The organism is Aquipseudomonas guryensis (genome assembly GCF_014164785.1).
GTDB lineage: Bacteria > Pseudomonadota > Gammaproteobacteria > Pseudomonadales > Pseudomonadaceae > Aquipseudomonas > Aquipseudomonas guryensis.
The window spans coordinates 819,633-845,540 of the sequence record NZ_JACJFN010000002.1; the positions used below are offsets into that span (position 1 = coordinate 819,633).

The 25,908-nt window shown below is 64.4% G+C and carries 18 protein-coding genes; 8 read left to right on the forward strand and 10 right to left on the reverse strand.

Features of this window, described 5'->3' with window-relative positions:
• Positions 1-218: 218 nt before the first annotated feature.
• Complete coding sequence (locus H3H45_RS11495; protein ID WP_182833849.1) at positions 219-1,238, reverse strand: zinc-dependent alcohol dehydrogenase family protein; 1,020 nt, start codon at positions 1,236-1,238, stop codon at positions 219-221.
• A 202-nt stretch (positions 1,239-1,440) separates the two neighbouring features.
• Here H3H45_RS11495 and H3H45_RS11500 point away from each other — a divergent pair, with 202 nt between their 5' ends.
• The 4 genes from H3H45_RS11500 (at position 1,441) to H3H45_RS11515 (ending at position 8,458) form a co-directional block, all read left to right on the forward strand.
• Positions 1,441-2,358 (forward strand): LysR family transcriptional regulator, encoded by a 918-nt coding sequence (locus H3H45_RS11500; protein WP_235983577.1) that lies wholly within the window; start codon positions 1,441-1,443, stop codon positions 2,356-2,358.
• A 172-nt stretch (positions 2,359-2,530) separates the two neighbouring features.
• Positions 2,531-3,772, forward strand: coding sequence for a multidrug efflux RND transporter periplasmic adaptor subunit MexE (mexE, locus tag H3H45_RS11505; protein WP_182833850.1), 1,242 nt, complete (start codon positions 2,531-2,533; stop codon positions 3,770-3,772).
• Positions 3,773-3,785: 13 nt separating this feature from the next.
• On the forward strand, positions 3,786-6,965 hold the full coding sequence (locus H3H45_RS11510) for an efflux RND transporter permease subunit (protein ID WP_182833851.1): 3,180 nt from the start codon (positions 3,786-3,788) through the stop codon (positions 6,963-6,965).
• Positions 6,962-8,458 (forward strand): efflux transporter outer membrane subunit, encoded by a 1,497-nt coding sequence (locus H3H45_RS11515; protein ID WP_182833852.1) that lies wholly within the window; start codon positions 6,962-6,964, stop codon positions 8,456-8,458. The genes H3H45_RS11510 and H3H45_RS11515 overlap by 4 nt, the downstream gene beginning before the upstream one ends.
• Before the next feature lie 130 nt (positions 8,459-8,588).
• On the opposite strand, the gene H3H45_RS11520 is transcribed toward H3H45_RS11515, so the two are convergent.
• Both H3H45_RS11520 and H3H45_RS11525 read right to left on the reverse strand, forming a co-directional pair.
• Positions 8,589-8,807 (reverse strand): LPXTG cell wall anchor domain-containing protein, encoded by a 219-nt coding sequence (locus tag H3H45_RS11520; protein ID WP_182833853.1) that lies wholly within the window; start codon positions 8,805-8,807, stop codon positions 8,589-8,591.
• Positions 8,808-8,903: 96 nt separating this feature from the next.
• The gene (locus H3H45_RS11525) at positions 8,904-9,350 is read right to left on the reverse strand and encodes a hypothetical protein (RefSeq protein WP_182833916.1); all 447 of its coding nucleotides are present in this window, start codon (positions 9,348-9,350) and stop codon (positions 8,904-8,906) included.
• Here H3H45_RS11525 and H3H45_RS11530 point away from each other — a divergent pair.
• Positions 9,334-10,629, forward strand: coding sequence for a glycosyltransferase (locus H3H45_RS11530; protein WP_182833854.1), 1,296 nt, complete (start codon positions 9,334-9,336; stop codon positions 10,627-10,629). The genes H3H45_RS11525 and H3H45_RS11530 overlap by 17 nt on opposite strands.
• Positions 10,630-10,707: 78 nt before the next feature.
• Positions 10,708-11,157 carry a DUF4440 domain-containing protein gene (locus tag H3H45_RS11535; protein WP_182833855.1) on the forward strand — a complete coding sequence of 150 codons (450 nt, stop codon included), beginning with the start codon at positions 10,708-10,710 and terminating at the stop codon, positions 11,155-11,157.
• 163 nt (positions 11,158-11,320) lie between these two features.
• Here the strand turns inward: H3H45_RS11535 and H3H45_RS11540 are convergent, their stop codons facing one another.
• The 7 genes from H3H45_RS11540 to H3H45_RS11570 all read right to left on the reverse strand — a co-directional run bounded on the left by H3H45_RS11540 (position 11,321) and on the right by H3H45_RS11570 (position 23,300).
• A complete protein-coding gene (locus tag H3H45_RS11540; protein ID WP_182833856.1) occupies positions 11,321-12,838 on the reverse strand; it encodes an efflux transporter outer membrane subunit in 1,518 nt (505 codons plus the stop codon).
• On the reverse strand, positions 12,835-15,942 hold the full coding sequence (locus tag H3H45_RS11545; protein ID WP_182833857.1) for an efflux RND transporter permease subunit: 3,108 nt from the start codon (positions 15,940-15,942) through the stop codon (positions 12,835-12,837). The genes H3H45_RS11540 and H3H45_RS11545 overlap by 4 nt, the downstream gene beginning before the upstream one ends.
• A gap of 103 nt (positions 15,943-16,045) precedes the next feature.
• Positions 16,046-19,138 carry an MdtB/MuxB family multidrug efflux RND transporter permease subunit gene (locus H3H45_RS11550; protein WP_182833858.1) on the reverse strand — a complete coding sequence of 1,031 codons (3,093 nt, stop codon included), beginning with the start codon at positions 19,136-19,138 and terminating at the stop codon, positions 16,046-16,048.
• The gene (locus tag H3H45_RS11555; RefSeq protein ID WP_182833859.1) at positions 19,135-20,349 is read right to left on the reverse strand and encodes an MdtA/MuxA family multidrug efflux RND transporter periplasmic adaptor subunit; all 1,215 of its coding nucleotides are present in this window, start codon (positions 20,347-20,349) and stop codon (positions 19,135-19,137) included. The genes H3H45_RS11550 and H3H45_RS11555 overlap by 4 nt, the downstream gene beginning before the upstream one ends.
• Before the next feature lie 162 nt (positions 20,350-20,511).
• Complete coding sequence (gene tpx / locus H3H45_RS11560; RefSeq protein ID WP_182833860.1) at positions 20,512-21,012, reverse strand: thiol peroxidase; 501 nt, start codon at positions 21,010-21,012, stop codon at positions 20,512-20,514.
• 70 nt (positions 21,013-21,082) lie between these two features.
• Positions 21,083-22,429 (reverse strand): alanine/glycine:cation symporter family protein, encoded by a 1,347-nt coding sequence (locus H3H45_RS11565; protein WP_182833861.1) that lies wholly within the window; start codon positions 22,427-22,429, stop codon positions 21,083-21,085.
• Positions 22,430-22,655: 226 nt separating this feature from the next.
• The gene (locus H3H45_RS11570) at positions 22,656-23,300 is read right to left on the reverse strand and encodes a GNAT family N-acetyltransferase (protein WP_182833862.1); all 645 of its coding nucleotides are present in this window, start codon (positions 23,298-23,300) and stop codon (positions 22,656-22,658) included.
• 133 nt (positions 23,301-23,433) lie between these two features.
• On the opposite strand from H3H45_RS11570, the gene xthA reads away from it, so the two are divergent.
• Entirely contained in the window at positions 23,434-24,246 is an 813-nt protein-coding gene (gene xthA, locus H3H45_RS11575) for an exodeoxyribonuclease III (protein WP_182833863.1), read from the forward strand.
• Between the two features lie 247 nt (positions 24,247-24,493).
• Complete coding sequence (locus tag H3H45_RS11580) at positions 24,494-25,864, forward strand: substrate-binding domain-containing protein (RefSeq protein WP_182833864.1); 1,371 nt, start codon at positions 24,494-24,496, stop codon at positions 25,862-25,864.
• The last annotated feature ends 44 nt before the right edge of the window (positions 25,865-25,908 follow it).

Sequence of the window (25,908 nt, forward strand, 5' to 3'; positions counted from 1 at the left end):
GCTGTCGCTTCTGAGCCCTGCTCCGTCAATGTGAATAACCTTCCCATAGCCTGTCCTCGGCTGCACGGTGATGCGCATCTTAATGATAATTCTTATCATTACAATACTAGCAGTCAGCAATGCCGCTAAAAAACAGGGCTTCTCGAGAAAAGACAGAGCACAAACGCAGCGCCGCCCAGAACGGGCGGCGCGGAAGGTAGAACAAGGCGGAAGAATGCTTACGCGCTGACGCTCATCACCACCCGACCGTTGGCCGGACAGGTTTCCATGAACTGGCTGGCGGCAACGAAATCCTTGGCGTCGAACACCTTGCTGATGTCCGGCTTGAGCAGGCGGTCTGCGGTCAGCTGGTTGATCTTGCTCAGCGCGCGCTGCACGGCTTCCTCGTTGCGCTCCAGGCCCAGTTCCGGCAGACCGGTGAAATCCAGTACACAGTGCCGATAAAACTGCAGGTGCTTCTTGAACGCCGCGCAGGCCGGGAATGCCGCGTCGTTACCACCGTTGACGCCACAGATGATCAGCTTGCCACGGGTCGCGGCGACGTCGCCGAGCAGTTTCATCTGCGGGCCGGCGCACTGGTCGAGCACCACTTCGACGCCCTGCCCCTGGGTATAGCGCTCGACTTCCAGGACCAGATCCTGCTCTTCGGTGCAGATGATCTTGTCGGCGCCCAGCTCACGCAGGAAGTCGCGGCTAGCGGCTTCGCTGGTGGCGGCGATGACCTTGGCGCCCAGTGCCTTGGCCATCTGCACGGCCTGCGGGGCATTGCAATGGGCCGCTTCGGTGATCAGCACATGCTGGCCAGGTTGCAGCTTGGCCAGCTCGACCAGGGCGAAGTAGGCAGACAGATAGCCGGTGTAATGCACGGCGGCTTCCTGGGACGTCAGCACATCGGGGTAACGGGTCAGCGCCAGACGCGGCATCAGCACCAGGTCGCCCCAGGACTGATACTGGTTGAGGCTGAAGGCCGGGAAACTGGCCACCGCCACACCGGGAGTGAGATCGTCGACACCTTCGCCGACGGCTTCGACCACGCCGGCCAATTCAGAGCCCACACCGGCCGGCAGACGCGCCTGCTCCGGGGCCAGGTTCTGCCGCCAGAGCACGTCACGCCAGTTCACGCCCAAGGCCTGGGTACGAATCAGGACTTCGCCAGGGCCGGGTTTCGGGGTCGGCACGTCCTCCGAGCGTAATACGCTGGCATCGCCGAACTGGTGGAAACGGATCATGCGGGACATCACACACCTCGCCATAGGCTCTCTATGGCCACGGACTCTATACGGGCTTTCCCGGCAAAACTACCCGCACAGATTGATAGTCACCATAAATGCGGATGATCCGGGGCTCATTAATACAGACCTATCGCAGCGCAGCAGGTTGCGCTCTTGACGGCAGCTTGCCATAGCCGCACCTTTCACACATCCCACATGGAAGACGGCCATGAACCGCAACGACTTGCGTCGTGTTGACCTCAATTTGCTGATCGTTTTTGAAACGCTGATGCACGAGCGCAGTGTCACCCGCGCGGCGGAGAAGCTGTTTCTCGGCCAACCGGCAATCAGTGCGGCACTGGCCCGCCTGCGCAGCCTGTTCGACGATCCGCTGTTCGTGCGCACCGGGCGCAGCATGGAGCCGACCGCCCGCGCCGGCGAAATCTTCGCCCTGCTCTCCCCGGCCCTCGACTCCATTTCCACCGCCGTCAGCCGCGCCACCGACTTCGATCCGGCGACCAGCAAGACGGTGTTTCGCATCGGCCTGTCCGACGATGTCGAGTTCGCCCTGCTGCCGCCACTGCTGCGTCGCTTGCGCGGCGAGGCGCCGGGAGTGGTCCTGGTGATCCGCCGCGCCAACTACCTGCTGATGCCGGGCTTGCTGGCCTCCGGGGAAATTTCCGTGGGCGTCGGCTACACCGAAGAACTGCCGGCCAACGCCAAGCGCAAGGTACTTCGCCGTAGCAAACCCAAGCTGCTGCGTGCCGACAGTGTGCCGGGCAGTCTCAGCCTGGACGACTATTGCAGCCGCCCGCACGCCCTGGTGTCGTTTGCCGGTGACCTCAGTGGCTTTATCGACGAGACCCTGGAGAAGCTCGGGCGCAAGCGCAGCGTGGTACTGGCCGTGCCACAGTTCAACGGCCTCGGCACCCTGCTCGCTGGTACCGATATCGTCGCCACCGTACCCGACTACACCGCTGCCGCCCTTACCGCCGCCGGCGGCCTGCGTTCAGAAGACCTGCCGGTCGATGCGCAAACCTTCGAACTGCACATGGCCTGGCGCGGCGCCCAGGACAACGACCCGGCCGAGCGCTGGTTGCGTTCGCGGATCCAGATGTTCTGTGGTGACCCGGATAGCCTGGCCTGAGGCCAGGCGCCCCTTCTATCTCGGCGCTCTTTGCGCACATAGCGGTTTATCGATACAAGTACACTAATCATCATTCCTGCTGATACTCACCTTCGAATTGATCGATTCGTCGCGTGCAACTCAGCGTCGCAGACTCCGCCCATTCGTAAATCCAATCTGGCGGAGTTCTCACATGGACCGGTTTCCTACCCCCTTCTTGCGCTATCCCCTGGCCCTCGCCGCGATTCTGGTACTCAGTGCCTGCGGCAAGGCGCCGGAAAGCGCCGCCCAGCAGCCAGCCGCCAAGGTCAGCGTGGCCGAAGTGATTCAGCAGCCGATCAACGAATGGGACGAGTTCACCGGTCGCCTGGAAGCTCCGGAGTCGGTGGAAGTGCGTCCGCGTGTCTCCGGCTACATCGACCGCGTGGCCTTCCGCGAAGGCAGCCTGGTGAAGAAAGGCGACCTGCTGTTCCAGATCGACCCGCGCCCGTTCGAGGCCGAGGTCAAGCGCCTGCAGGCGCAAGTGCAACAAGCCCGCGCCAGCCACACCCGCGCCGCCAATGAGGCCCGCCGCGGTGAACGTCTGCGCCAGAGCAACGCAATCTCTGCCGAGCTGGCGGATGCCCGCGCCAGCGCCGCCACCGAGGCCCAGGCCGCCGTTGCCGCCGCCCAGGCCGAACTGGACAACGCCAAGCTCAACCTCAGCTTCACCCGCATCACCGCACCCATCGACGGTCGTGTCAGCCGCGCCGAGATCACCGAAGGCAACCTGGTGGGCGCCGGCCAGTCGCTGCTGACCACCCTGGTCTCCACCGACAAGGTCTACGCCTACTTCGACGCCGACGAGCGCGTGTTCCTCAAGTACGTCGAGCTGGCCCGCCAGTCCGGTGGCCAGACCCGCGATGCCAGCCCGGTATACCTCGGCCTGTCCAGCGAAGACGGCAACCCGCACCTCGGTCAGCTGGACTTCCTCGACAACCAGGTCAACCCGCAGACCGGCACCATCCGTGGCCGCGCCGTGTTCGACAACCGCGATGGCCGCTTCACCCCCGGCCTGTATGCACGGCTGAAACTGGTGGGCAGCAGCAAGTACGACGCCACACTGATTCAGGACGCCGCGGTCGGCACCGACCTGGGCAAGAAGTTCGTCCTGGTGCTCGACAAGGACAACGCCGTGCAATACCGCGCCATCGAGCTGGGGCCGAAGCTGGAAGGCCTACGCATTGTGCGCAAGGGCCTGGCCAAGGGCGAGAAGATCGTGGTCAACGGCCTGCAGCGCGCCTTCCCCGGCTCGACGGTCGATCCGCAGGCCGTGCCGATGGCCGACGAGCAAACCCTCGCCGCCCTGGCCAGTCAACGCCAGGCCGTGGACGCCAGCGCCGCCCCGCGCGTGGCCGAGAAAACCGCCAAGCCCGCCACTGCGCCGCGCGGCTAACAGGTAGAAGACGATGAATTTCTCGCAATTCTTTATCCAGCGGCCGATCTTCGCCGCCGTGCTGTCGCTGCTGATCCTGATCGGCGGCGCCATCTCGCTGTTCCAGCTGCCGATCAGCGAATACCCGGAAGTGGTGCCGCCCACCGTGGTGGTGCGCGCCGCCTTCCCCGGCGCCAACCCCAAGGTGATCGGCGAAACCGTCGCCTCGCCGCTGGAACAGGCGATCACCGGGGTCGAGGGCATGCTCTACATGTCCTCCCAGGGCACCGCCGACGGCAAGCTGACCCTGACCATCACCTTCGCCCTCGGCACCGACCTGGACAACGCCCAGGTGCAGGTGCAGAACCGCGTGACCCGCACCATGCCGACCCTGCCCACCGAAGTGCAGCGCCTCGGCGTGACCGTCGACAAGGCCTCGCCCGACCTGACCATGGTCGTGCACCTGACCTCGCCGGACGACCGCTACGACATGCTCTACCTGTCCAACTACGCCGCGCTCAACGTCAAGGACGAGCTGGCGCGTTTGGACGGTGTGGGTGACGTGCAGCTGTTCGGCCTCGGCAACTACTCGCTGCGCGTGTGGCTGGACCCGAACAAGGTGGCTTCGCGCAACCTGACTGCCTCGGATGTGGTCAACGCCATTCGTGAGCAGAACCGCCAGGTCGCCGCCGGTTCGCTCGGTGCGCCGCCGTCGGATGCGGGCAACAGCTTCCAGCTGTCGATCAACACCCAGGGCCGTCTGGTCAGTGAGGAAGAGTTCGAGAACATCATCATCCGCGCCGGTGAAGATGGCGAAATCACCCGCCTGAAGGACATCGCCCGCATCGAACTGGGCTCCAGCCAGTACGCCCTGCGCTCCTTGCTCAACAACAAGCCGGCAGTCGCCATCCCGGTATTCCAGCGCCCCGGCTCCAACGCCATCGAGATTTCCGATGCGGTGCGCGCGCGCATGGCCGAGCTGAAGCAGAGCTTCCCGCAGGGTGTGGACTACGAGATCGTCTACGACCCGACCATCTTCGTGCGCGGTTCCATCGAGGCGGTGGTACACACCCTGCTCGAAGCCATCATCCTGGTGGTACTGGTGGTGATTCTGTTCCTGCAGACCTGGCGCGCCTCGATCATCCCGCTGGCCGCCGTGCCGGTGTCGCTGATCGGCACCTTCGCCGTGATGCACATGTTCGGTTTCTCGCTCAACGCGCTGTCGCTGTTCGGCCTGGTGCTGGCCATCGGCATCGTGGTGGACGACGCCATCGTCGTGGTGGAGAACGTCGAACGTAATATCGGCCTGGGCAAGTCGCCGGTGGAGGCCACCAAGCAGGCGATGAAGGAAGTCACCGGTCCCATCGTCGCCACCGCCCTGGTGCTGTGCGCCGTGTTCGTGCCGACCGCCTTTATCTCTGGCCTTACCGGACAGTTCTACCAGCAGTTCGCGCTGACCATCGCCATCTCCACGGTAATCTCGGCCTTCAACTCGCTGACCCTGTCCCCTGCCCTTGCTGCCGTGCTGCTGAAAAGCCACGACGCGCCGAAAGACCGTTTCTCCAAGGTGCTCGACAAGCTGTTTGGTGGCTGGCTGTTCACCCCGTTCAACCGCCTGTTCGACCGCGCCAGCCACGGCTATGTCGGCACCGTGAAGCGCGTGCTGCGCGGCAGCGGCATCGCCCTGTTCGTCTATGCCGGCTTGATGGGCCTGACCTACCTGGGCTTTGCCACCACGCCCACAGGCTTTGTGCCGGCGCAGGACAAGCAGTACCTGGTCGCCTTCGCCCAGCTGCCGGATGCGGCAACGCTTGATCGCACCGAAGACGTGATCAAGAAGATGTCGGAAATTGCCGGCAAGCACCCCGGTGTAGAAAACACCGTGGCCTTCCCGGGTCTGTCGATCAACGGCTTCACCAACAGCCCGAACAGCGGCATCGTCTTCACCCCACTCAAGCCGTTCGATGAGCGCAGTGATCCGTCGATGAGTGCCACCGCCATCGCCGCGGAGCTGAACGCGCAGTTCAGCGAAATCCAGGACGCCTATATCGCCATCTTCCCGCCACCGCCGGTACAAGGCCTGGGCACCATCGGCGGCTTCCGCCTGCAGGTGCAAGACCGTGGCAACCTCGGCTATGACGAGCTGTATGTGCAGACCCAGAATGTCATCGCCAAGGCCCGCCAGCTGCCAGAGCTGGACCCGATGTCGGTGTTCACCAGCTACCAGGTCAATGTGCCGCAGATCGATGCCGCCATCGACCGCGAAAAGGCCAAGACCCACGGCGTGGCGATCAGCGACATCTTCGACACCATGCAGATCTACCTGGGCTCGCTTTACGCCAACGACTTCAACCGCTTTGGCCGTACCTACCAGGTCAACGTGCAGGCCGAGCAGCAGTTCCGCCTGGAGCCGGAGCAGATCGGCCAGCTCAAGGTGCGCAACAACCGCGGGGAAATGGTGCCGCTGTCGGCTTTCCTCAAGGTGGATGCCAGCTCCGGCCCGGATCGGGTGATGCATTACAACGGCTTCCTCACCGCCGAGATCAATGGTGCAGCAGCTCCCGGCTACAGCTCCGGCCAGGCCGAAGCGGCAATCGCCAAGCTGCTCAAGGAAGAATTGCCCAACGGCATGAGCTTCGAATGGACCGACCTGACCTACCAACAGATTCTCGCCGGTAACAGCGCGATCTTCGTCTTCCCGCTCTGCGTGCTGCTGGCCTTCCTGGTGCTGGCCGCCCAGTACGAAAGCTGGAGCCTGCCGCTGGCGGTGATCCTGATCGTGCCGATGACCCTGCTGTCGGCCATCACCGGGGTGATCCTGGCTGGAGGCGACAACAACATCTTCACCCAGATCGGCTTGATCGTACTGGTGGGCCTGGCGTGCAAGAACGCCATCCTGATCGTCGAGTTCGCCAAGGAGAAACAGGAAGAAGGCATGGACCGCGTCAGCGCGGTGCTGGAAGCCTGCCGCCTGCGCCTGCGGCCGATCCTGATGACCAGCTTCGCCTTCATCATGGGTGTGGTGCCGCTGGTGCTGTCTTCCGGTGCCGGCGCCGAGATGCGCCATGCCATGGGCGTCGCGGTATTCAGCGGCATGCTCGGCGTGACCTTCTTCGGCCTGCTGCTGACCCCGGTGTTCTACGTGCTGATTCGCGGCTTCGTGGAGAAACGCGAAGCGCAAAAAGCCGCGCGCCTGCAGGAGGTGCAGCCATGAGCCCGTTGCCTAGCCTCCGTAGGAGCGAGCTCTGCTCGCGAGCGGATCACCTGAGCGGTTTCAAGAGCTTCGCGCGCAGAGGACTGGGCGTCCCCCTCCGCTCCTACAGGCTGTTTATCCCGGCAGCGCTGGCACTGGCTGTCAGCGCCTGCGCCGTCGGCCCCGACTATCAGGCCCCAGCCACCGCGCCGGCCCAGCTGAACAGCCTGGAAGCCGGCAACTATGACCGCACGCGCTTCGAGGCGGTCTGGTGGCAGCAGTTCGATGACCCGACGCTGAATCAGCTGGTGCAGCAGTCGCTCAAGGAAAACCGTGAGCTGCGCGTGGCCTTCGCCCGTCTGCGCGCCGCCCGCGCCATCCGTGACGACGCGGCCAACGACCAGTTGCCGACCATCACCAGTCGTGCCAGTGGCGAGTTCGGCAAGGCCCAGCAACCGCCGACCAGCGAGGAGCGCATCCGCCAGGAGCGTTACGACCTGGGCCTGGATATGGCCTGGGAGCTCGACCTGTTCGGCCGCATCCAGCGCCAGATCGAGGCCAGCGAGGCGGCGCAGGACGTCGCCGAAGCCGAGCTGTTCCAGCTGCAGGTCAGTCTGATCGCCGAACTGGTGGATGCCTATGGCGACATGCGCGGCGCGCAACTGCGTGAACGCATTGCCCGCGACAACCTGAAGAACCAGCAGGAATCGCGCGGCCTCACCGAACAGTTGCGCGACGCCGGCGTCGGCAGCGAGCTGGATGTGCTGCGCAGTGACGCGCGTCTGGCTGCCACCGAAGCCAGCCTGCCGCAACTGCAGGCCACGCAGGCGCGGGCGCGCAACCGCATCGCCACCTTGCTCGGCCAGCGGCCGGAGCAACTGACGGTCGACCTGTCGGCCAAGCCGCTGCCGGTGATCGCCAAGGCGTTGTCGATTGGCGATCCGGCCGAGCTGCTGCGCCGCCGGCCGGATATTCGCGCCGCCGAACGTCAGCTGGCCACCGCCACCGCCAATGTCGGGGTGGCCACTGCCGACCTGTTTCCACGGGTGAGCCTGTCCGGTTTCCTTGGTTTCACCGCTGGGCGTGGTTCGCAGCTGGGCGCTTCCGCCGCCCAGGCCTGGGGCGTGGCGCCAACCATCAGCTGGGCCGCATTTGATCTGGGTAGCGTGCGCGCTCGTCTACGCGGTGCCGAAGCAGAAGCCGATGGCGCACTGGCTGGCTACGAGCAGCAGGTGCTGCTGGCCCTGGAAGAATCGGAAAACGCCTTCAGCGACTACGCCAAACGCCAGCAACGTCTGCTCGCCCTGGTGCGCCAGTCGCAAGCCAGCCGTGCCGCCGCCGAGCAGGCCGCCGTGCGTTACCGCGAAGGCACGGTGGATTTCCTCGTGTTGCTGGACGCCGAACGCGAACGCCTGGCCGCCGAAGACGCCCAGGCCCAGGCCGAGGTCGAGCTGTACCGCGGCATAGTCGCCATCTACAAGGCCCTGGGCGGTGGGTGGCAGCCGCAAGCCTAACTCTCTCCAGAGCGACGCGGGTTGCACCCGCCATACGCTAAACCAGTTCCTCCTGGGTCGATTTCCTCCTTATCGACCACTCCAGCCCCACGGCAGTGCTCCTTGCCGTGGGGCTTTTTTACGGGCAGCCCTAGCTTTTGCGGCGTATCACCAGCAACAGCCCACCCACCAGGATGGCGCCCAAACCGGCCCAGGTCGGGATACTGACCTGCTGTTTTTCTACAACCTCCATATGCAACGGCCCCACGTCGACGTTATGGGTCTCCTTGGTGTAGCTGAAGCCGCCATAGGCGAGCCCCAAGGCTCCGGCGATTATCAGCACTAACGCCACGATCTTGACTGCGTCCATCTTCTCTTCTCCTCTGTGCAGCACCTGAGCGCGGGCTGCAGCAACACCTGCAAACGGGACCTTTGCGCCGCTGCGAAGCCGGCGCCCTGCCACCTCCTATTCCCCAGAATCCTTTTGCCGCGTCACCTTGACCGCACTCAGGCAGGCCAGCCCCAGCGTCACCAAGGCGCCCGCGGCAATCCACTGCACGGGGACTTCCAGCAGCACGGCGCCGTAAATCAGCCCGCCGATAAAGATCAGGGCTCCAGCGATATAAAGTGCGAATGACATGTTGTTTCTCCTCGTTGCCGGGCGTTCGACTCGATCGACAGGGCTCGGGTGACCTGTATTTCCTGCGCTGGCCTCCATGCGAGCTTGTGCGTGGCTGAAAAAACTGCATCGCGCCCTCCACACACACTGCGCCCAATGCCCGCCGCTATCGGTGCGCTGGCGCACCTCCAGACTGAAATGAGGATTATTGGTGCCTAGAAGCTGATTTTTTTGCCGGCGGTTATACTCGCGCCCTGCATTTTTCCGGCGCACGCACATGAAAGTACTGATCATCGGCTATGTCTGGCCTGAGCCACGTTCCTCGGCAGCAGGTAGCCGGATGATCGAGCTGATCGAGCTGTTCCGTGCCCAGCGCTGGGCCGTGACCTTCGCCAGCGCCGCGGCACTGTCCGAGCACCGCGCCGACCTGGCGGCGCTCGACGTGCCGGAAGTGCCGATCACCCTTAATTGCGACAGTTTCGATACCTTCGTCAGTGCCTTACAGCCGGACCTGGTACTGTTCGATCGGTTCTTCAGCGAGGAGCAGTTTGGCTGGCGGGTCGAAAGGGCCTGTCCGCATGCCCTGCGCATCCTTGAAACCAGTGATCTGCACAGCCTGCGTGATGTCCGTCATCGCCAGCTCAAGGCGGCGCAACAGGCCTGCAGCAGCGAAGCGGAAAATCACCAGCAAGGCGCCGTCAGCACCACGGCCGTTGAGCTGTTCAACGCCATGGCCAGTGACGACATGGCGCAGCGCGAGATCGCCGCCATCTACCGCTGCGACCTGACCCTGCTGATCTCCGACTTCGAACTGCAGTTGCTGTGTGAGCAGTTCGGCGTGCCCGCCGCCCTGCTCCAGCATTGCACGCTGATGCTGATTCCCACGGCCACCGCGCAGCCGACCTTCGATGAGCGTGCGCACTTCCTCAGCATCGGCAACTTCCGCCATGCGCCCAACTGGGACGCCGTGCTGTGGCTCAAGCAGCAACTCTGGCCGCTGATCCGCCAGCGCCTGCCGCAGGCCCAGCTGCATGTCTACGGCTCCTACACGCCGCCCAAGGCCACCGCCCTGCACAACCCCAAGCAGGGTTTTCATGTACTGGGCTGGGCCGACGATGCCCATGCGGTGATGGTGCAGGCCCGCGTGTGCCTGGCGCCGCTGCGTTTCGGCGCAGGGATCAAGGGCAAACTGGCCGATGCCATGGCCTGCGGCACGCCCAGCGTGACTACGCCGATCGGCAGCGAAGGCATGTGTGGCGAGCTGCCCTGGGGCGGCGCGGTGGTCAGCGATGCGCAGGCCTTTGCCGAAGCCGCCGTGGCGCTGCATGAAAATCAGGCCCTGTGGTTGCAGGCGCAAGCCAATGGCGCGCGCATTCTTGCCGAACGTTTTGACCGCCAGCAGTCCGGCCAGGCACTGATCGAGCGGCTGCTGGCCCTGCGTGCCAACCTGGCAGCCGAGCGCCGCGCCAACTTCGTCGGCGGCATGCTGCGCCACCATATGCTCAAGAGCACCCAGTACATGGCGCAGTGGATTGCGGCAAAAAATCGCAGCATTCCAGCAGAAAAATCCTAGGGGCGACCCAACCTGGCCCTGGCTGCACTAGTATCTCTGCTCTGCCTGCGAGCGCAGGTTCATGCATAAGGACATACCATGAAGACGCTATTTTTCACGCTGTTGCTGTTGGTGCTACCAGCCGCCCACGCCGCCGACAGGCTCAACGAAGACAATATCCGCGCCATGTACGCCGAACTGACCGCAGCCGCACAGGCCAGGGATATCGAAGGGGTTCTGCGCCATATGAGCGAGGATGCCCGCGTACAGATCAAGGACCCCAGCGGCAGCCTGGATCTGGACATGACCATGTATCGCGACCTGCTGCAGCAGGGCTGGGGCGCGATCGATGGTTACCAGGTGACGGTCAACATCGACAGCATCGAGGTGGCGGACGACGGGCAAAGCGCCACGGTGATCGACCGGACGCAGGAGTCCTACCAGGTGCAAGGCCAGACTCAGCAGACCAGCACCCGGGAAACCGCCACCCTGCGTCTGGTTGATGGCGAGCCGAAGATCAGTCTGATTGAGGCGGTGGTGCAGCCCTGAGCGGCTAGCATCTTGGCAGCGCCCCTATTCCCACGCCCTCTCCCCAGCCCTCGGTTCGGGCGCCATGCTTCACCCTGCCTCCTGCCTCCTGCCTCCATGCAGTCGTCTACCGTAAACGGGAGGGTGAGCCCAGCGGCTCATCGGGTCCGGGGGCACGAAGCCGTTATTCCAGTTCCCCCTGCCAGCCACCGCCTAGGGCGGCGATCAGCTGCACGCTGGCGGTCAGGCGGTTGCCTTGCAGGGTCAGGCGCGTGCGTTCGCTGGACAGGGCGCTGGTCTGCACGCTGACTACGTCGGTGAACTCCACGGTGCCGGCCTTGTACTGGTTGAGGATCAGCCGCAGTGATTCGCGCGCGGCATCCAGCCCTTCTTGCTGTACCACGGCCTCGCGCTCCAGCACGGCCAGTTGCACCAGGTAATCCTCCACTTCGCGGAAGCCCTCCAGTACCGTCTGCCGGTAGTCGGCCACGGTCTGGTCGTAGTTGGCCTCGGCCTGTTCGACTCGGGAACTGATCAACCCGCCATCGAACAGGGTCATGGCGAACTGCGGGCCGATCGACCAGAAGCGGTTGGGCGAGCTGATCCAGTCATTCAGGCTGCCGCTGCGGTAGCCGCCAGTGGCGCTTAGGGTCAGATCCGGGTAGTAGGCGGCCTTGGCCACGCCGATCGAGGCGTTGGCGGCGATCACCCGGCGTTCGGCGGCGGCGATATCCGGGCGGCGCTCCAGCAAGGTCGAGGGCAGGCTCAGCGGTACCGCCGGCAGCTGCGGTACCTGTTCGCGTGCGGCCAGTTCGAACTGCGATGGCGCTACCCCGACCAGCACGGCCAGGGCGTGTTCCAGCTGGGCACGCTGGTACTCCAGGTCGACCGCCTCGGCCTCGGTGCTTTTCAGCTGGGTCAGCGCTTGGGTTACATCGGAGCGCGGCACGATACCGGCCTTGTACTGGTTCTCGGCGATGCGAAACGCCTGCTGGTAAGCCGCCACGGTCTCGTCGAGCAGGCGTTTCTGTTCGTCCAGTACGCGCAACTGCAGGTAGCTCTGCACCAGCTCGGACTGCTGACTGAGGCGCATCGCGGCCAGGTCGGCAGCGCTGGCCTGCATGCTGGCGTTGTCTGATTCCAGCTGACGACGCAACTTGCCCCAGATATCCAGCTCCCAGCTGACACCCAGGCTGGTGTCATAGGTCTTGGAGGTCTGTGCGGCATTCGAGCCGCTGACGCTGACCCCGCCGGTGGTGCCGATAGTGCTGTCGCCGCCACCCTGCCCCACACGGCTGACGCCGGTGTCCAGGCCGATAGTCGGGAAAAACGCGGCCCGTGCGCCACGGGCCAGGGCCTTGGCCTGCCGGTATTGGGCTTCCGCGCTGGCCAGGCTCTGGTTGTTGGCGTTGAGCCGCTCGATCAGCCCATTGAGTTCGGCATCGCCGTACAGCTCCCACCAGTTGCCGCGCAGCACAGTGTCGGCCGGGGCGGCAGCCTTCCAGCCGGCCGCCTGCTTGAACTGCGCCGATTCGGCGGAAGCCGGGCGCTGGTAGTCCGGGCCGATGGCGCAACTGGCCAAGGCCAGGCTCAGGGCCAACAGCGTCAGGCGGCCGCTGCAGGAGCGAGTTCTGCTCGCGAATCCCGACAAGGTAAAAGCTTCGCGAGCAGAGCTCGCTCCTAGGGTCAGTGCAGACTTCATACGGGGGTATCCAGGGCAGCATCACTACGCACGCCGCGCCAGCGGTTGACGCGGTGGCGCAGGCGGTCGAGGTAGAGGTAAACCACCGGGGTGGTGTAGAGGGTCAGCAACTGGCTGAGGATCAGTCCGCCGACGATGGTCAGGCCCAGCGGCTGGCGCATTTCTGCGCCTTCGCTCATGCCCAGCAGCAGCGGCAAGGCGCCGAGCATGGCGGCCAGAGTGGTCATGATGATCGGCCGGAAACGCAGCAGGCAGGCGCGGCGGATCGATTCCTGCGGGCTCAGCTGGTCGTGGCGCTCGAGTTCCAGGGCCAGATCGATCATCAGGATGGCGTTCTTCTTCACCACGCCGATCAGCAGGAACAGGCCGAGTAGCGAGATCAGGCTGAACTCGCCGCCGCTGAGGATGATCGCCAGCAACGCGCCGACCCCGGCCGAGGGCAGTGTGGAGAGGATGGTCAGCGGGTGGATATAGCTCTCGTAGAGGATGCCGAGCACGATGTACACCACCAGCAGGGCCATCAGGATCATCCCGGGCTGGCCCTTGGCCGCCTTTTCGAACTGGCCGCCCGTACCGCCGAGGATGCCCTGCATTTCGGTCGGCAGATTAAGTTCGGCGACCGCCTTGCCGATCGCCGCGTTGGCCTGTTCCTGGGTCACGTCCTCGGCCAGCGAGTAGCCGACGCTTTCCGCGGCAAACTGGCCCTGGTGGTTGACCCGGTCCTCCTCCAGGCTGCGTTCCCAGCGGGCGAAGCTGGACAGCGGCACCCGCGCACCGTCGGCGCTGATCACCTGGATCTGGTCCAGCGCCTCCGGGTATTCGGCGAACGTCGGATCGATCTCCATCACCACGCTGTACTGGTTGAGGCTGTCGTAGATTGTGGAAATCTGCCGCTGGCTGAAGGCGTTGTTCAGTACCGACGTGATCATGGCCATGTCCACGCCCAGGCGCTGGGCGGTGGCGCGGTCGATCTGCAGGCTGATCTGCTGGGCGCCCTCGCCTTCGTTGGCATCGATATCGGTCAGCTCGGGCAGCTTGGCCAGGGCGTCACGCACCTTGGGCAGCCACTCGCGCAGGTCGTCCAGGTTGCTGGCCAGCAGCACGTATTCGTTCTCCGAGCTGCGCCCCTGGCGGCCGCCGAACTGCAGGTCCTGGTCGGGCATCAGCATCAGCCGTCCGCCCGGCACCTTGGGCACGCTGTCACGCAGGCGGTCGATCACGTCTTGGGCCGATACGCCGCGCTCACCGATGGGTTTCAGGCGCACCACCAGAAAGGCGTTGTTGATCCCGCCGCTGCCGCCGATGAAACCGGCCACGCTGTGCACCGCCGGATCGGCCAGCAGCCCGCGGCGGTAGATCTCCATCTTCGGCTGCATGACCTGGAACGACAGGCCGTCGTCGCCGCGGATAAAGCCGATCAGTTGGCCGGTGTCCTGCTGCGGCATGAAGGTCTTCGGCACTTCGATGAACAGAAACACGTTAAACGCGATGGTCGCCAGCAGGCTGCACAGGGTCAGCCGCGAGTGACGCAGGGCCCAATCCAGGCTGCGCGCATAGCCAGCCAGCACACGCTCCTGCAGGCGCGTACCGAAACGCTGCAGGCGGCCGGGCTTACGTTCGGTTTCCTCAGCCTTGAGCCAACGCGCGCAGAGCATCGGCGTCAGGGTCAGCGAGACCAGCATGGAGATCAGGATCGCCACCGTCAAAGTGAGGGAAAACTCGCGGAACAGGCTGCCGACGATGCCGCCCATGAACAGGATGGAGAGGAACACCGCAACCAACGACAGGTTCATCGACAGCAGGGTGAAGCCGACTTCCTGGGCGCCCTTGAACGCCGCCGCCATGGGCTTTTCGCCGGCCTCGATATGCCGCGAGATGTTCTCCAGCACCACGATGGCGTCGTCCACCACCAGGCCGGTGGCGATGATCAGCGCCATCAGCGACAGGTTGTTGAGGGAGAAATCCAGCAGGTACATCACCGCGAAGGTGCCGACCAGCGACACCGGCACCGCCAGCGCCGGGATCAGAGCGGCACGCCAGCGGCCGAGGAAGGCGAACACCACGAGGATCACCAGGGCTACGGCGATCAGCAGGGTGCGCTCGGCCTCGTGCAGGGTGGCGCGGATCACCGGCGAGCGGTCCATGGCCACTTCCAGCTGCACACTGGACGGAATAACCGCCTGCAGCGCCGGCAGCTCGGCACGGATGTCCTCGATGGTCTCGATGATATTGGCACCGGGCTGGCGGTTGATCACCAGCAGCACCGAGTCGTTGTCGTTGTAGAAGCCGCTGTTGTAGCGGTTCTCCACCGAGTCGCGGACCGTCGCCACATCGCTCAGGCGCACCGCTGCATTGTTCTGGTAGCGGATGATCAGCGGCTGGTAGTCGGCGGCTTTTTCCAGCTGGTCGTTGGCCTGGATCTGCCAGTGGCGGCTGGCGTCTTCCACAGCTCCCTTGGGCCGGTCGACGTTGGCCTGGACGATGGCGTTGCGCACCTCGTCCAGGGCGATGCCGTACTGATCGAGCAGCCGCGGCTGCAACTCCACCCGCACCGCCGGCAACGAGCTGCCGCCGATCTGGATCTGCCCGACGCCCTGTACCTGCGCGAGCTTCTGCGCCAGCACGGTGGAGGCGACGTCGTATAGCTGGCTCTTGTCCAGCAACGGCGAGGTCAGCGACAGCACCATGATCGGTGCCTGAGACGGGTTGAACTTCTTGTAGGTGGGCATGCTGCGCATGCCGCTGGGCAGCAGGTTGCGCGCCGCGTTGATGGCCGCCTGTACCTCGCGGGCGGCGGCGTCGACGTTACGTTCGAGGTCGAAGAGGATGACGATCTGCGTGCTGCCCTGGCTGCTGCGACTGGTCATCTCGCTGATCCCGGCGATGCTGCCGAGCGAGCGTTCCAGCGGCGTGGCCACGCTCGACGCCATCACCTGCGGACTGGCGCCCGGCAGCGTGGCGTTGACCACGATGGCCGGGAAATCCATCTTCGGCAGCGGCGCCACCGACAGCAGACCGAAGCTGACCCAGCCGAGCAGTAGAATCGCCAGACTCAACAGCAGCGTGGCAACCGGGCGACGGATAAAGGGCGCGGAGATGTTCATCAGCAACGGCCCTGTGGGAGCGGCTTCAGCCGCGATACCGGCGCGCACGAGGTCGGCCAATCGCGGCTGAAGCCGCTCCCACAATAGACCTCGGCCACCTGAGTCACACCGTCACTCCCGCCGCGCTACGACCGAAATAGCGGCGCGACAGGCGATCGAACCACAGGTAGATCACCGGCGTGGTAAACAGCGTCAGCACCTGGCTGAGCAGCAGGCCGCCGACCATTACCAAGCCCAGCGGCTGACGCAGTTCGGCGCCGGAGCCCGAGGCCAGCATCAGCGGGATGGCGCCAAACAGCGCGGCCAGGGTGGTCATCAGGATCGGGCGGAAACGCAGCAGCGCCGCCTGGTAGATCGCCGCCTCGGGCGCCATGCCCTGATGCCGCTCGGCCTCCAAGGCGAAGTCGATCATCATGATCGCGTTCTTCTTGACGATGCCGATCAGCAGGATTATGCCGATGATGGCGATCAGGCCCAGGTCGTTGCCGGTCAGCAGCAGCGCCAGCAGCGCGCCGACCCCGGCCGAAGGCAAGGTCGAGAGGATGGTGATCGGGTGGATGTAGCTCTCGTAGAGCACGCCGAGCACGATGTACATGGTGACGATGGCCGCCAGAATCAGCAGCAAGGTGCTCGACAGCGAGGCACGGAAGGCCTCGGCGGCGCCCTGAAAATGGCTCTGGATACCCGCTGGCAGGCCGATGTCCTGCTGCACCTGCTCGATCACCGCCACCGCCTCGCCCAGCGACACGCCACTGGCCAGGTTGAACGATACGGTCACCGCCGGGAACTGGCCGATATGGTTGACCAGCAGGCTGGCCGCGCGCTGGTCGATGCGCGCCAGCGAGGCCAGCGGCACCTGGCCGCCGCTGGCGGTGGCCACATGCACCTGCTGCAAGGCCTGTGGGCCGAGTTCGCCGGCGCCGGCACTCTCCAGCACCACGCGGTACTGGCTGGCCTGGGTGAAGATAGTGGAGATCTGCCGCTGGCCGAAGGCGTCATACAGCGCATCGTCGATGTCACTGATGCTCACGCCCAGGCGCGAGGCAGCGTCGCGGTCGATCTGCAGGTACACCTGCAAGCCACGGTTCTGCAGGTCGCTGGCCACGTCACGCAACTCGGCCTGCTCACTCAGCACCTCGATCAGTTTGGGCGTCCACTCTTCCAGCAGCGCGGCGTCCGGCGACTCCAGGCTGAACTGGAACTGGGTGCGGCTGACCCGATCCTCGATGGTCAGGTCCTGCACCGGCTGCAGGTACAGCTGGATGCCGGGAATCGCCGCCAGTTCGGGGCGCAGGCGCTCGATCACCTCGCTGGCGCTGACCTCGCGCTCGGCATGCGGCTTGAGGTTGATCAGCAGGCGACCGCTGTTGAGCGTGGCGTTGTCGCCGTCCACGCCGATATAGGACGACAGGCTCGCGACAGCCTCGTCCTGCAGGATCACTTCGGCCAGACGCTGCTGGCGCTCGCTCATGGCGGCGAAGGAAATGCTCTGTGGCGCCTCGGAAATGCCCTGGATCACCCCGGTGTCCTGCACCGGGAAGAAGCCCTTGGGCACTGCCAGATAGAGCACCACGGTCAGCGCCAGGGTGCCAAGAGCCACCAGCAGGGTCAGCGGCTGGTGCCGGAGCACCCATTGCAGGCCGACCCCGTAGCGCTCGATCAGGTGGTCGATAAAGGCGCCGCTGGCGCGGTAGAAACGCCCCTGCTCTTCCTCCTTCTCGGCCTTGAGCAGGCGCGCACACATCATTGGCGTCAGGGTCAGCGACACCACCAGGGAAATCAGGATGGCCACCGCCAGGGTGATGGCGAACTCGCGGAACAATCTCCCGACGACATCCGCCATAAACAGCAGCGGGATCAGCACCGCAATCAGCGAGAAGGTCAGCGAGATCAGGGTGAAGCCGATCTGTTTGGCGCCCTTGAGCGCGGCATTCAGCGGCGTCTCACCCTCCTCCAGATGGCGGGCGATGTTCTCCAGCATGACGATGGCGTCATCGACCACGAAGCCGGTGGCGATGGTCAGGGCCATCAGGGTCAGGTTGTTGACCGAGAAGCCGGCCAGGTACATCACGCCGAAGGTTCCGATCAGCGACAGCGGCACCACGATGGACGGGATGATGGTGGCAGACAGCTTGCGCAGGAACAGGAAGGTCACCAGTACCACCAGGCCGATGGCCAGGATCAGCTCGAAGCGTACGTCGTCGATGGCCGCGCGGATGGTCTGGGTACGGTCGGTGAGCAGCTTGACCTCGATGCTGGCCGGCAGGCTGGCGGTGATCTGCGGCAGCAATTCCTGGATGCGCTCGACCACCTCGATGACGTTGGCCCCCGGCTGGCGCTGGATGCTCAGCAGCACGGTCTGGTTGCGGTCGGCCCAGGCGGCCAGGCGCTCGTTCTCGGCGCCGTCGATAACGGTCGAGACATCCTTGAGGCGCAGCGCAGCGCCGTTTTCGTATTTGAGGATCAGGTCGAGGTAGGCCTCGGCCGATTCCAGCTGGTCGTTGGCATCGAGCTGCGAGACGCGGGTCGGGCCGTCGAAGTTGCCCTTGGGCTGGTTGACGTTGCTGGCGGTGATCAGTGCGCGCACATCGGACAGATTGAGGCCATGGCTGGCCAGAGCCTCGGGGTTGACCTTGATCCGCACCGCCTTGCGCTGGCCACCGGCCAGGCTGACCAGGCCGACGCCGCTGATCTGGGCGATCTTCTGCGCCATGCGGGTGTCGATCAGGTCATGCACTTCGGTCAGCGGCAGGCTCGCCGAGCTGATCGCCAGGGTCAGCACCGGGGTGTCGGCCGGGTTGACCTTGTTGTATACCGGCGGTGCTGGCAGGTCGCTGGGCAGCAGGTTGCTCGCCGCGTTGATCGCCGCCTGCACCTCCTGCTCGGCCACATCCAGGTTCACTTCCAGGGTGAAGCGCAAGGTGATCACCGAGGCGCCGCCCGAGCTGGTCGAGGACATCTGTTTCAAGCCCGGCATCTGGCCGAACTGACGCTCCAGCGGTGCGGTCACCGCACTGGTCATCACCTCCGGGCTGGCGCCGGGATACAGGGTGAGCACGCGGATGGTCGGGTAATCCACCTCCGGCAGCGCCGACACCGGCAACAGGCGGTAGGCGATCAGGCCGATGAGGAAGATCGCCACCATCAACAGGGTGGTTGCAACCGGACGCAGGATGAACAGGCGCGAAGCATTCATGCGTCGTGCTTCTGCTCGGCTTTGCCCTTGTTAGCCGGCTGGGCCACGGCACCGGGCTCGCCGATCACCTGCACTTCGCTGCCGTCCTTGAGTTTGTCGGTGCCTTCCAGCACCAGCCGTTCGCCGACTTTCAGGCCAGCGCTGATAAGGGTCAGCGCCCCGCTGCTGGCACCGACTTCGACTTTGCGCAGCTGCACCTTGTCCTCGTTATCGAGGAGGAAGACGAAAGTGCCACGGGCACCGAACTGCAAGGCCGCCGAAGGAATCAGCGTGGCGCCCTGGCGGGTTTCCACGCGCAGGCGGACATTGACGAACTGATTGGGAAACAGGCTCTCGCTGGCGTTGTCGAAACGCGCCTTGAGCTTGACCGTGCCGGTGGCGACGTCGATCTGGTTGTCCAGGCTGTGCAGCACGCCTTCGGCCAGCAGTTGTTTCTCACCGCGATCCCAGGCCTGCACCAGCAATTGTTCGTTATTGCGCACCCGCGCCAGCACCGGTGGCAGGTCGTTCTCGGCGAGGGTGAAATTGACCGTGATCGGCTTGACCTGGGTGATCACCACCAGCGGCGTGGTGTCACCACTGCTGATCAGGTTACCGGCATCAACCTGACGCAGGCCCAGGCGGCCGTCGATGGGCGCGCGGATGCGGGTGAAGTCGAGGTTGAGGCGCGCCTCGGCGACGGCGGCCTGGTTGTTCTTCACGGTGCCACGGTATTGGCCGACCAGCGCTTCCTGGGTGTCCAGGGTCTGTTTGGCGATGGAGTCTTCGGCGTACAGGCTTTTGTAGCGGGCCAGATCGATCTCGGCGTTCTTCAACTGCGCCTGGTTCTGCGCCAGGGTGCCTTCGGCCTGTTGCAGGGCGACCTGGTAGGCGCGCGGATCGATTTGCGCCAGCAGGTCGCCGGCCTTGACCAGTTGACCTTCCTCGAACAGCACCTTGACCAGTTCGCCGTCCACCCGCGAGCGCACGCTCACGGTGTTCAGCGCGGTGACCGTGCCGAGAGCCTTGAGCTCGATATTGAAGTCGCCCTGGCTGACCTCGGTTACGCGTACCGGTACCGGGCCACTGTCGCGCCCCCAGGGATCGGCGCGCTCATCCTCTTCGGCAGGCTTCTCCGGCCACAACCACCATAGCAGCAGGACGACGGCGAGCAGTGCCAAGGCGATCAGCCAGGGACGGTAAGAGCGCGATGCAGAACGAATATCAGGCATGGTTCGGGGGTCACTTTCCTGGAGAGCGTGAACGATAAGTACTCTGCGCTGCCAGGCAAAGGGTCTTTACCGCCTATTTACCCTTAATTGACGTAACAAAACGTTGGAAGTTTAGAAATGAAAACGGCCTGCAGAGCAGGCCGTCGTGTACCACGGGAGACGTTACTTGAGTGCAGCGATGGCGGCCGCGTAATTCGGCTCATCGGCGATCTCGCCGACCAGCTCGCTGTGCAGCACTTTATCGTTCTCATCCAGCACCACCACGGCACGGGCGGAAACGCCGGCCAGCGGGCCGTTGGCAATGGCCACGCCGTAGTTCTTGAGGAACTCGGCGCCGCGCATGGTCGACAGGTTGATCACATTCTCCAGGCCTTCGGCGCCGCAGAAACGCGACTGAGCGAACGGCAGGTCGGCGGAAATGCACAGCACCACGGTGTTGGCCAGCTTGCTCGCTTCGCTATTGAACGTACGCACCGAGGTGGCGCAGGTCGGGGTGTCGACGCTGGGGAAGATATTCAGCACTTTGCGCTTGCCGGCCAGGCTGGCCAGGCTCACGTCGGAGAGATCCTTGCCCACCAGGCTGAAGGCCGGCGCCTGCTGGCCGGCTTGCGGCAGCTGGCCGTCAACCTGGATCGGGGTGCCCTTGAGGGTTACTTGAGCCATTTCAATGTCCTTTTTTGCAGGTGAGATATTGCAGGTGGGAAACCGGGCAGAACCCTGCCCGGCGGATAGATCATCGGTTCTGGGCGAAGTGCTCGCGAGTCAGCTTGACCACCACCGGGCTGAGCAGCAACAGCGCCATCAAGTTGGGCAAGGCCATCAGACCGTTGAGGGTGTCGGCCAGCAGCCAGGCGAAATCCAGTTGGGCGATGGCGCCGAACGGCACCGCCAGCACCCAGACGATGCGAAACGGCAGAATCGCCCGAGTGCCGACCAGATACTCCCAGCATTTTTCGCCGTAGTAGCTCCAGCCCAGAATAGTGGTGAAGGCGAACACTGCCAGGGCAGCGGTCAGAATATAGCCGCCGATACCCGGCATCGCCGACTCGAAGGCTGCCCCGGACAGGGCCGCACCGCTGGCGCCACTGGTCCAGACGCCGGAGCAGATGATCGCCAGGCCAGTCATGCTGCAGATGATGATGGTGTCGATGAACGTACCGATCATGCCGATCATCCCCGAACGTACCGGGCTGTCGGTGGTGCCGGCCGCCTGGGCGATACCGGCAGTGCCCAGGCCTGCCTCGTTGGAGAAGATGCCACGGGCCACGCCGAAACGGATCGCTGCCATCACCGCCGCGCCGGCAAAACCGCCGGTGGCGGCAACCGGGTTGAACGCCGATTCGAAGATCAGGGCAAAGGCACCGGGAATCGCCTCGACATTCACCACCAGCACCACGATGGCGGCAATGACATAAGCCACGCACATGAACGGCACCAGGGTCGCGGCTACCTTGCCGATGCGCTGAATGCCGCCGAGGATCACCAGGCCGACGATGACCATGGTCACCACGCCAGTGATCCAGTCGGGGATGCCGAAGGAGCCATGCAGGGCGTCGGCCATGCTGTTGACCTGAACCATGTTGCCAATGCCGAAGCCGGCGAAGCCGCCAAAGATGGCAAAGGCGCCGCCAAGCCAGGCCCACTTCTTGCCCAGACCGTTCTTAATCGCATACATCGGCCCGCCGACATGCTCACCACGGTCATCCTTCTCGCGGTAATGCACCGCCAGCACCACTTCGCAATACTTGGTGGCCATGCCCACCAGGGCCGTGCACCACATCCAGAACAACGCGCCCGGGCCACCGAGGAAGATTGCCGTGGCCACGCCGGCAATGTTGCCGGTGCCGACAGTGGCCGCCAGGCAGGTCATCAGCGCCTGGAATGGGCTGATTTCGCCGCTGCTGGCGTCGCCCTTGGCGCGCCCTTGCCACATCAGAGCGAAGCCGGTGCCGATACGCAGCACAGGCATGAATTTGAGCATCAGCATCAGGATCAGGCCGGTGCCGAGAATCAGCACCAGCATCGGCGGGCCCCAGACCAAGCCGTTGATCTGGTTGACTAGCGAGTTGAGGATCTCCATTGGTCACGCTCCATTTTTCTTATAAGGCACGCGGGTAACGCGCCTGGATTGGATGCGACTGCCGGTAAGGCAGTGCTCCGTGATCAGCCGTCGTCAGACAATGGTTGGCATCGCGACGAAGTGGCCAGAACTAGCTGTACGACATGCAACAAGGCCCGCGGCAGACGCTCGCAACGCCGCCGGGGATTTTTACACGATCTGCAGGATTTGTGTGCGTGATGCCGGATCAGGCCGTAACCCGTTGCACTGCTGGCTGCGGATTGGCATGAAAAAACACATGCTCGCGAATCGGTCCCACCGCCACTTCGCCGATTTCCTCGTAGCCCTGGCGCTTGTAGAACTCCAGGTAATGCGGGTTGCCGGTATCCAGCACTACGCCCTGGGAGTCGGCATCTTCCGCGCACCAGTTGTGCAGCGCGCCGAGCAGTTGTTCGCCGAGGTGCTGGCCCTGGAATTCCGGGTGCACACCGATCAACGGCAGTACGTGATAGGGGCCGGGCGGCAGGCAGGCGAGTACCGCGTCGTGGTACTCCAGGTAGCGCTTGGTGCAACGGAAACCGGTGGTCATCAGCATGCGCAGGCGCCAGCCCCAGCTTTCGGTGATGTCCAGGCGACGGATTGGCGGGGCGATCAGGGCGATCCCGACCAGGCGTTCCTCGATCAGCAGGCCGATGGCCGGCAGCTCCTCGGCAAAGTGCTGCTGCACCAGCTCGCGCACGGTAGCGCGCACACGCTGGTCGAAGCCGGGGCGCTCGCTTTCGAACAGGTAGGCGAAGGTCGGGTCGTGACGGTAGGCGTGGTACAGCAGGGAGCGGGCTTCGCGGCTGTAGCCATGGTCGAGCATGCGGACTTCGGCGGTACGATGGGGCATCGGGCTGACCTCATTTGTTATAGATTTTGCGGGTCGAAAGCCAAGGTAGCACCGTGCCGTGAGGCCCGCCAGACGCTGGCCGTCACCGGATGACTGGGCTAGCATCGCGTTTTTACTTTGCCGGTAGCTGCCCATGAAGATCGTTTCCTTCAATATCAACGGCCTGCGCGCCCGCCCCCACCAGTTGGCGGCGCTGATCGAGAAGCACCAGCCGGATGTGATCGGCCTGCAGGAAACCAAGGTCTCCGACGAGCAGTTCCCGGAAGCAGAAATTCGTGCGCTCGGCTACCACGTGCACTACCACGGGCAGAAGGGCCACTACGGCGTAGCCCTGCTCTCGCGCCAGGCACCGCTGGAACTGCACAAGGGTTTTCCCAGTGATGAGGAAGACGCCCAGCGCCGCTTTATCTACGGCACCTTCGTCGACGCCCAGGGCAATCCGGTGACCGTGATGAACGGCTACTTCCCCCAGGGCGAGAGCCGTGACCACCCCACCAAGTTTCCGGCCAAGCAGCGCTTCTACGCCGACCTGCAGAACCTGCTGAACGATTCGTTCAAGCCGGAGCAGGCGCTGGTGGTGATGGGCGACATCAATATCTCCCCGGAAGACTGCGACATCGGCATCGGCGAAGCGAACCGCCTGCGCTGGCTGAAGACCGGCAAGTGCAGTTTCCTGCCGGAAGAGCGTGAATGGCTGGCCACCCTCAAGGGCTGGGGCCTGGTCGACAGCTTCCGCCACCTCAACCCGACGGTGAACGACCGCTTCAGCTGGTTCGACTACCGCAGCCGCGGCTTCGAGGATGAGCCCAAGCGTGGCCTGCGCATCGACGTGATCCTGACCAGCACACCACTGCAGGCGCGAATCAAGGATGCCGGCGTCGACTACGAGCTACGTGGCATGGAAAAGCCCTCGGACCATGCGCCGATCTGGCTGGAGCTGAACTGAAGCAAGGGCGCCTGCGGTCCACGGGCTAGGGGAGTAGGCTGTGGGCTTCCTAAACAGGGGCTGAATGGTCGCGTTGTAGCCCGGATGCAATCCGGGAGCGGTGCCACCTGCTTCCCGGATTATATCCGGGCTACGGACTGAAATACGGTGAAAGGCCTTACCCAGAGCGGCCGCTGTAACCTGGCTGCAATCTAACCGTCTTAATCTGCGCGGCACTTTCCCTCCCTCGAAGAAGGTTCCTGCTGCGATGTCGCGCACCCTGCCCATTAGTGATCGGCACTCCTGGCGCCAGGCCTATGCCTGGCTGCTCCTCGGTTTCATCTGCTACGCCCTGCCCTGGTCCGTGTTCGCCGCAAACGATGCCGAAAGCGTGCTGCGCATCCAGGGCTCCAACACCATCGGCGCCAAGCTCGGCCCGGCCCTGGTGCAGGGCCTGTTCGAGCAGCAGGGGCTGCGCAATATCCGTATCGAACCGGCTGCCGCCGAGAACGAGCAATTGGTAATGGCCGAAGACAAAAACGGCCGAGCGCTGAGCATCAGCGTTGCGGCGCATGGCTCGGGCACCGGTTTCACTTCGCTGCTGGACGGCACGGCCGAACTGGCTGCCTCGTCGCGGCCGATCAAGGATGGCGAGGCCGATAGTCTGACCAGGCTCGGCGACATGCGTAGCCGCGCGGCCGAACAGATCATCGCCATCGACGGCCTGGCCATTATCCTGCATCCGGGCAACCCGCTGACAGCGCTCAGCACCGAGCAACTGGCGGCGATCTTTGCCGGCGAAATCAGCACCTGGGAACAGCTGGGTGGCCGTGGTGGCCCCATCACCCTGTATGCCCGCGATGACAAATCCGGCACCTATGACACCTTCAAGGAACTGGTGCTGACGGCCAATGGCAAGAGCCTCGCCGCTGGTGCCAAGCGCTTCGAGTCGAGCACCCAGCTGTCCGACAGTGTCAGCCAGGACCCCAGCGCCATCGGTTTCATCGGCCTGCCCTATATCCGCCAGAGCAAGGCCGTCGCGATTGCCGCCGGTGAATCCCAGCCGATGCTACCGAGCACTACGCTGATCGCCACCGAGGACTATCCGCTGTCGCGCCGCCTGTTCCTCTACACCTCGCCCACTGCCGAGAATGCCTGGGCCAAGTCCCTGCTGGAATTCGCCCACAGCCCGGCAGGCCAGGCGATCGTCGAACAGAACGGCTTCATCGCGCAGACGGTGCAGGCGGTTAAGGTCAATGGCAGCCCGAGCATGCCGGCCAGCTACCAGAAGCTGACCAGCGAGGCCCAGCGCCTGTCGGTGAATTTCCGCTTCCAGGAAAACAGCGCCACCCTGGACAACAAAGCCCAGCGCGATATCGCCCGGGTGCTCGACTACCTGAAAATCCACGACAAGCTGCGCAGCAAGGTGGTGCTGGTCGGTTTCGGCGATCCGAAGAACGACCCCAGCCGCTCAGCCCTGCTGTCCAAACTGCGGGCCATGGAAGTGCGTCGTGAGCTGTCGCGCGGTGGAGTGATTTTCCGCGACATCACCGGGCTCGGCGCCCAGCTGCCGGTGGCCGCCAACAGTGGCGATGAAGGCCGCAGCAAGAATCGTCGGGTGGAAGTCTGGGTCTACTGACTGCCCAGCCCCGCACGCCACAACCAACGCCCTGCACATCAGGG

Excerpts from the sequence above, each read along its gene's own strand:
- H3H45_RS11530 (WP_182833854.1), top strand. The coding sequence starts at position 9,334 with ATGAAAGTACTGATCATCGGCTATGTCTGGCCTGAGCCACGTTCCTCG.
- H3H45_RS11580 (WP_182833864.1), top strand. The coding sequence starts at position 24,494 with ATGTCGCGCACCCTGCCCATTAGTGATCGGCACTCCTGGCGCCAGGCC.
- H3H45_RS11495 (WP_182833849.1), bottom strand. The coding sequence starts at position 1,238 with ATGTCCCGCATGATCCGTTTCCACCAGTTCGGCGATGCCAGCGTATTA.
- mexE (WP_182833850.1), top strand. The coding sequence starts at position 2,531 with ATGGACCGGTTTCCTACCCCCTTCTTGCGCTATCCCCTGGCCCTCGCC.
- H3H45_RS11515 (WP_182833852.1), top strand. The coding sequence starts at position 6,962 with ATGAGCCCGTTGCCTAGCCTCCGTAGGAGCGAGCTCTGCTCGCGAGCG.
- H3H45_RS11510 (WP_182833851.1), top strand. The coding sequence starts at position 3,786 with ATGAATTTCTCGCAATTCTTTATCCAGCGGCCGATCTTCGCCGCCGTG.
- H3H45_RS11500 (WP_235983577.1), top strand. The coding sequence starts at position 1,441 with ATGAACCGCAACGACTTGCGTCGTGTTGACCTCAATTTGCTGATCGTT.
- H3H45_RS11570 (WP_182833862.1), bottom strand. The coding sequence starts at position 23,300 with ATGCCCCATCGTACCGCCGAAGTCCGCATGCTCGACCATGGCTACAGC.
- H3H45_RS11565 (WP_182833861.1), bottom strand. The coding sequence starts at position 22,429 with ATGGAGATCCTCAACTCGCTAGTCAACCAGATCAACGGCTTGGTCTGG.
- H3H45_RS11540 (WP_182833856.1), bottom strand. The coding sequence starts at position 12,838 with ATGAAGTCTGCACTGACCCTAGGAGCGAGCTCTGCTCGCGAAGCTTTT.
- H3H45_RS11550 (WP_182833858.1), bottom strand. The coding sequence starts at position 19,138 with ATGAATGCTTCGCGCCTGTTCATCCTGCGTCCGGTTGCAACCACCCTG.
- H3H45_RS11525 (WP_182833916.1), bottom strand. The coding sequence starts at position 9,350 with ATGATCAGTACTTTCATGTGCGTGCGCCGGAAAAATGCAGGGCGCGAG.
- xthA (WP_182833863.1), top strand. The coding sequence starts at position 23,434 with ATGAAGATCGTTTCCTTCAATATCAACGGCCTGCGCGCCCGCCCCCAC.
- H3H45_RS11555 (WP_182833859.1), bottom strand. The coding sequence starts at position 20,349 with ATGCCTGATATTCGTTCTGCATCGCGCTCTTACCGTCCCTGGCTGATC.
- H3H45_RS11545 (WP_182833857.1), bottom strand. The coding sequence starts at position 15,942 with ATGAACATCTCCGCGCCCTTTATCCGTCGCCCGGTTGCCACGCTGCTG.
- tpx (WP_182833860.1), bottom strand. The coding sequence starts at position 21,012 with ATGGCTCAAGTAACCCTCAAGGGCACCCCGATCCAGGTTGACGGCCAG.
- H3H45_RS11535 (WP_182833855.1), top strand. The coding sequence starts at position 10,708 with ATGAAGACGCTATTTTTCACGCTGTTGCTGTTGGTGCTACCAGCCGCC.
- H3H45_RS11520 (WP_182833853.1), bottom strand. The coding sequence starts at position 8,807 with ATGGACGCAGTCAAGATCGTGGCGTTAGTGCTGATAATCGCCGGAGCC.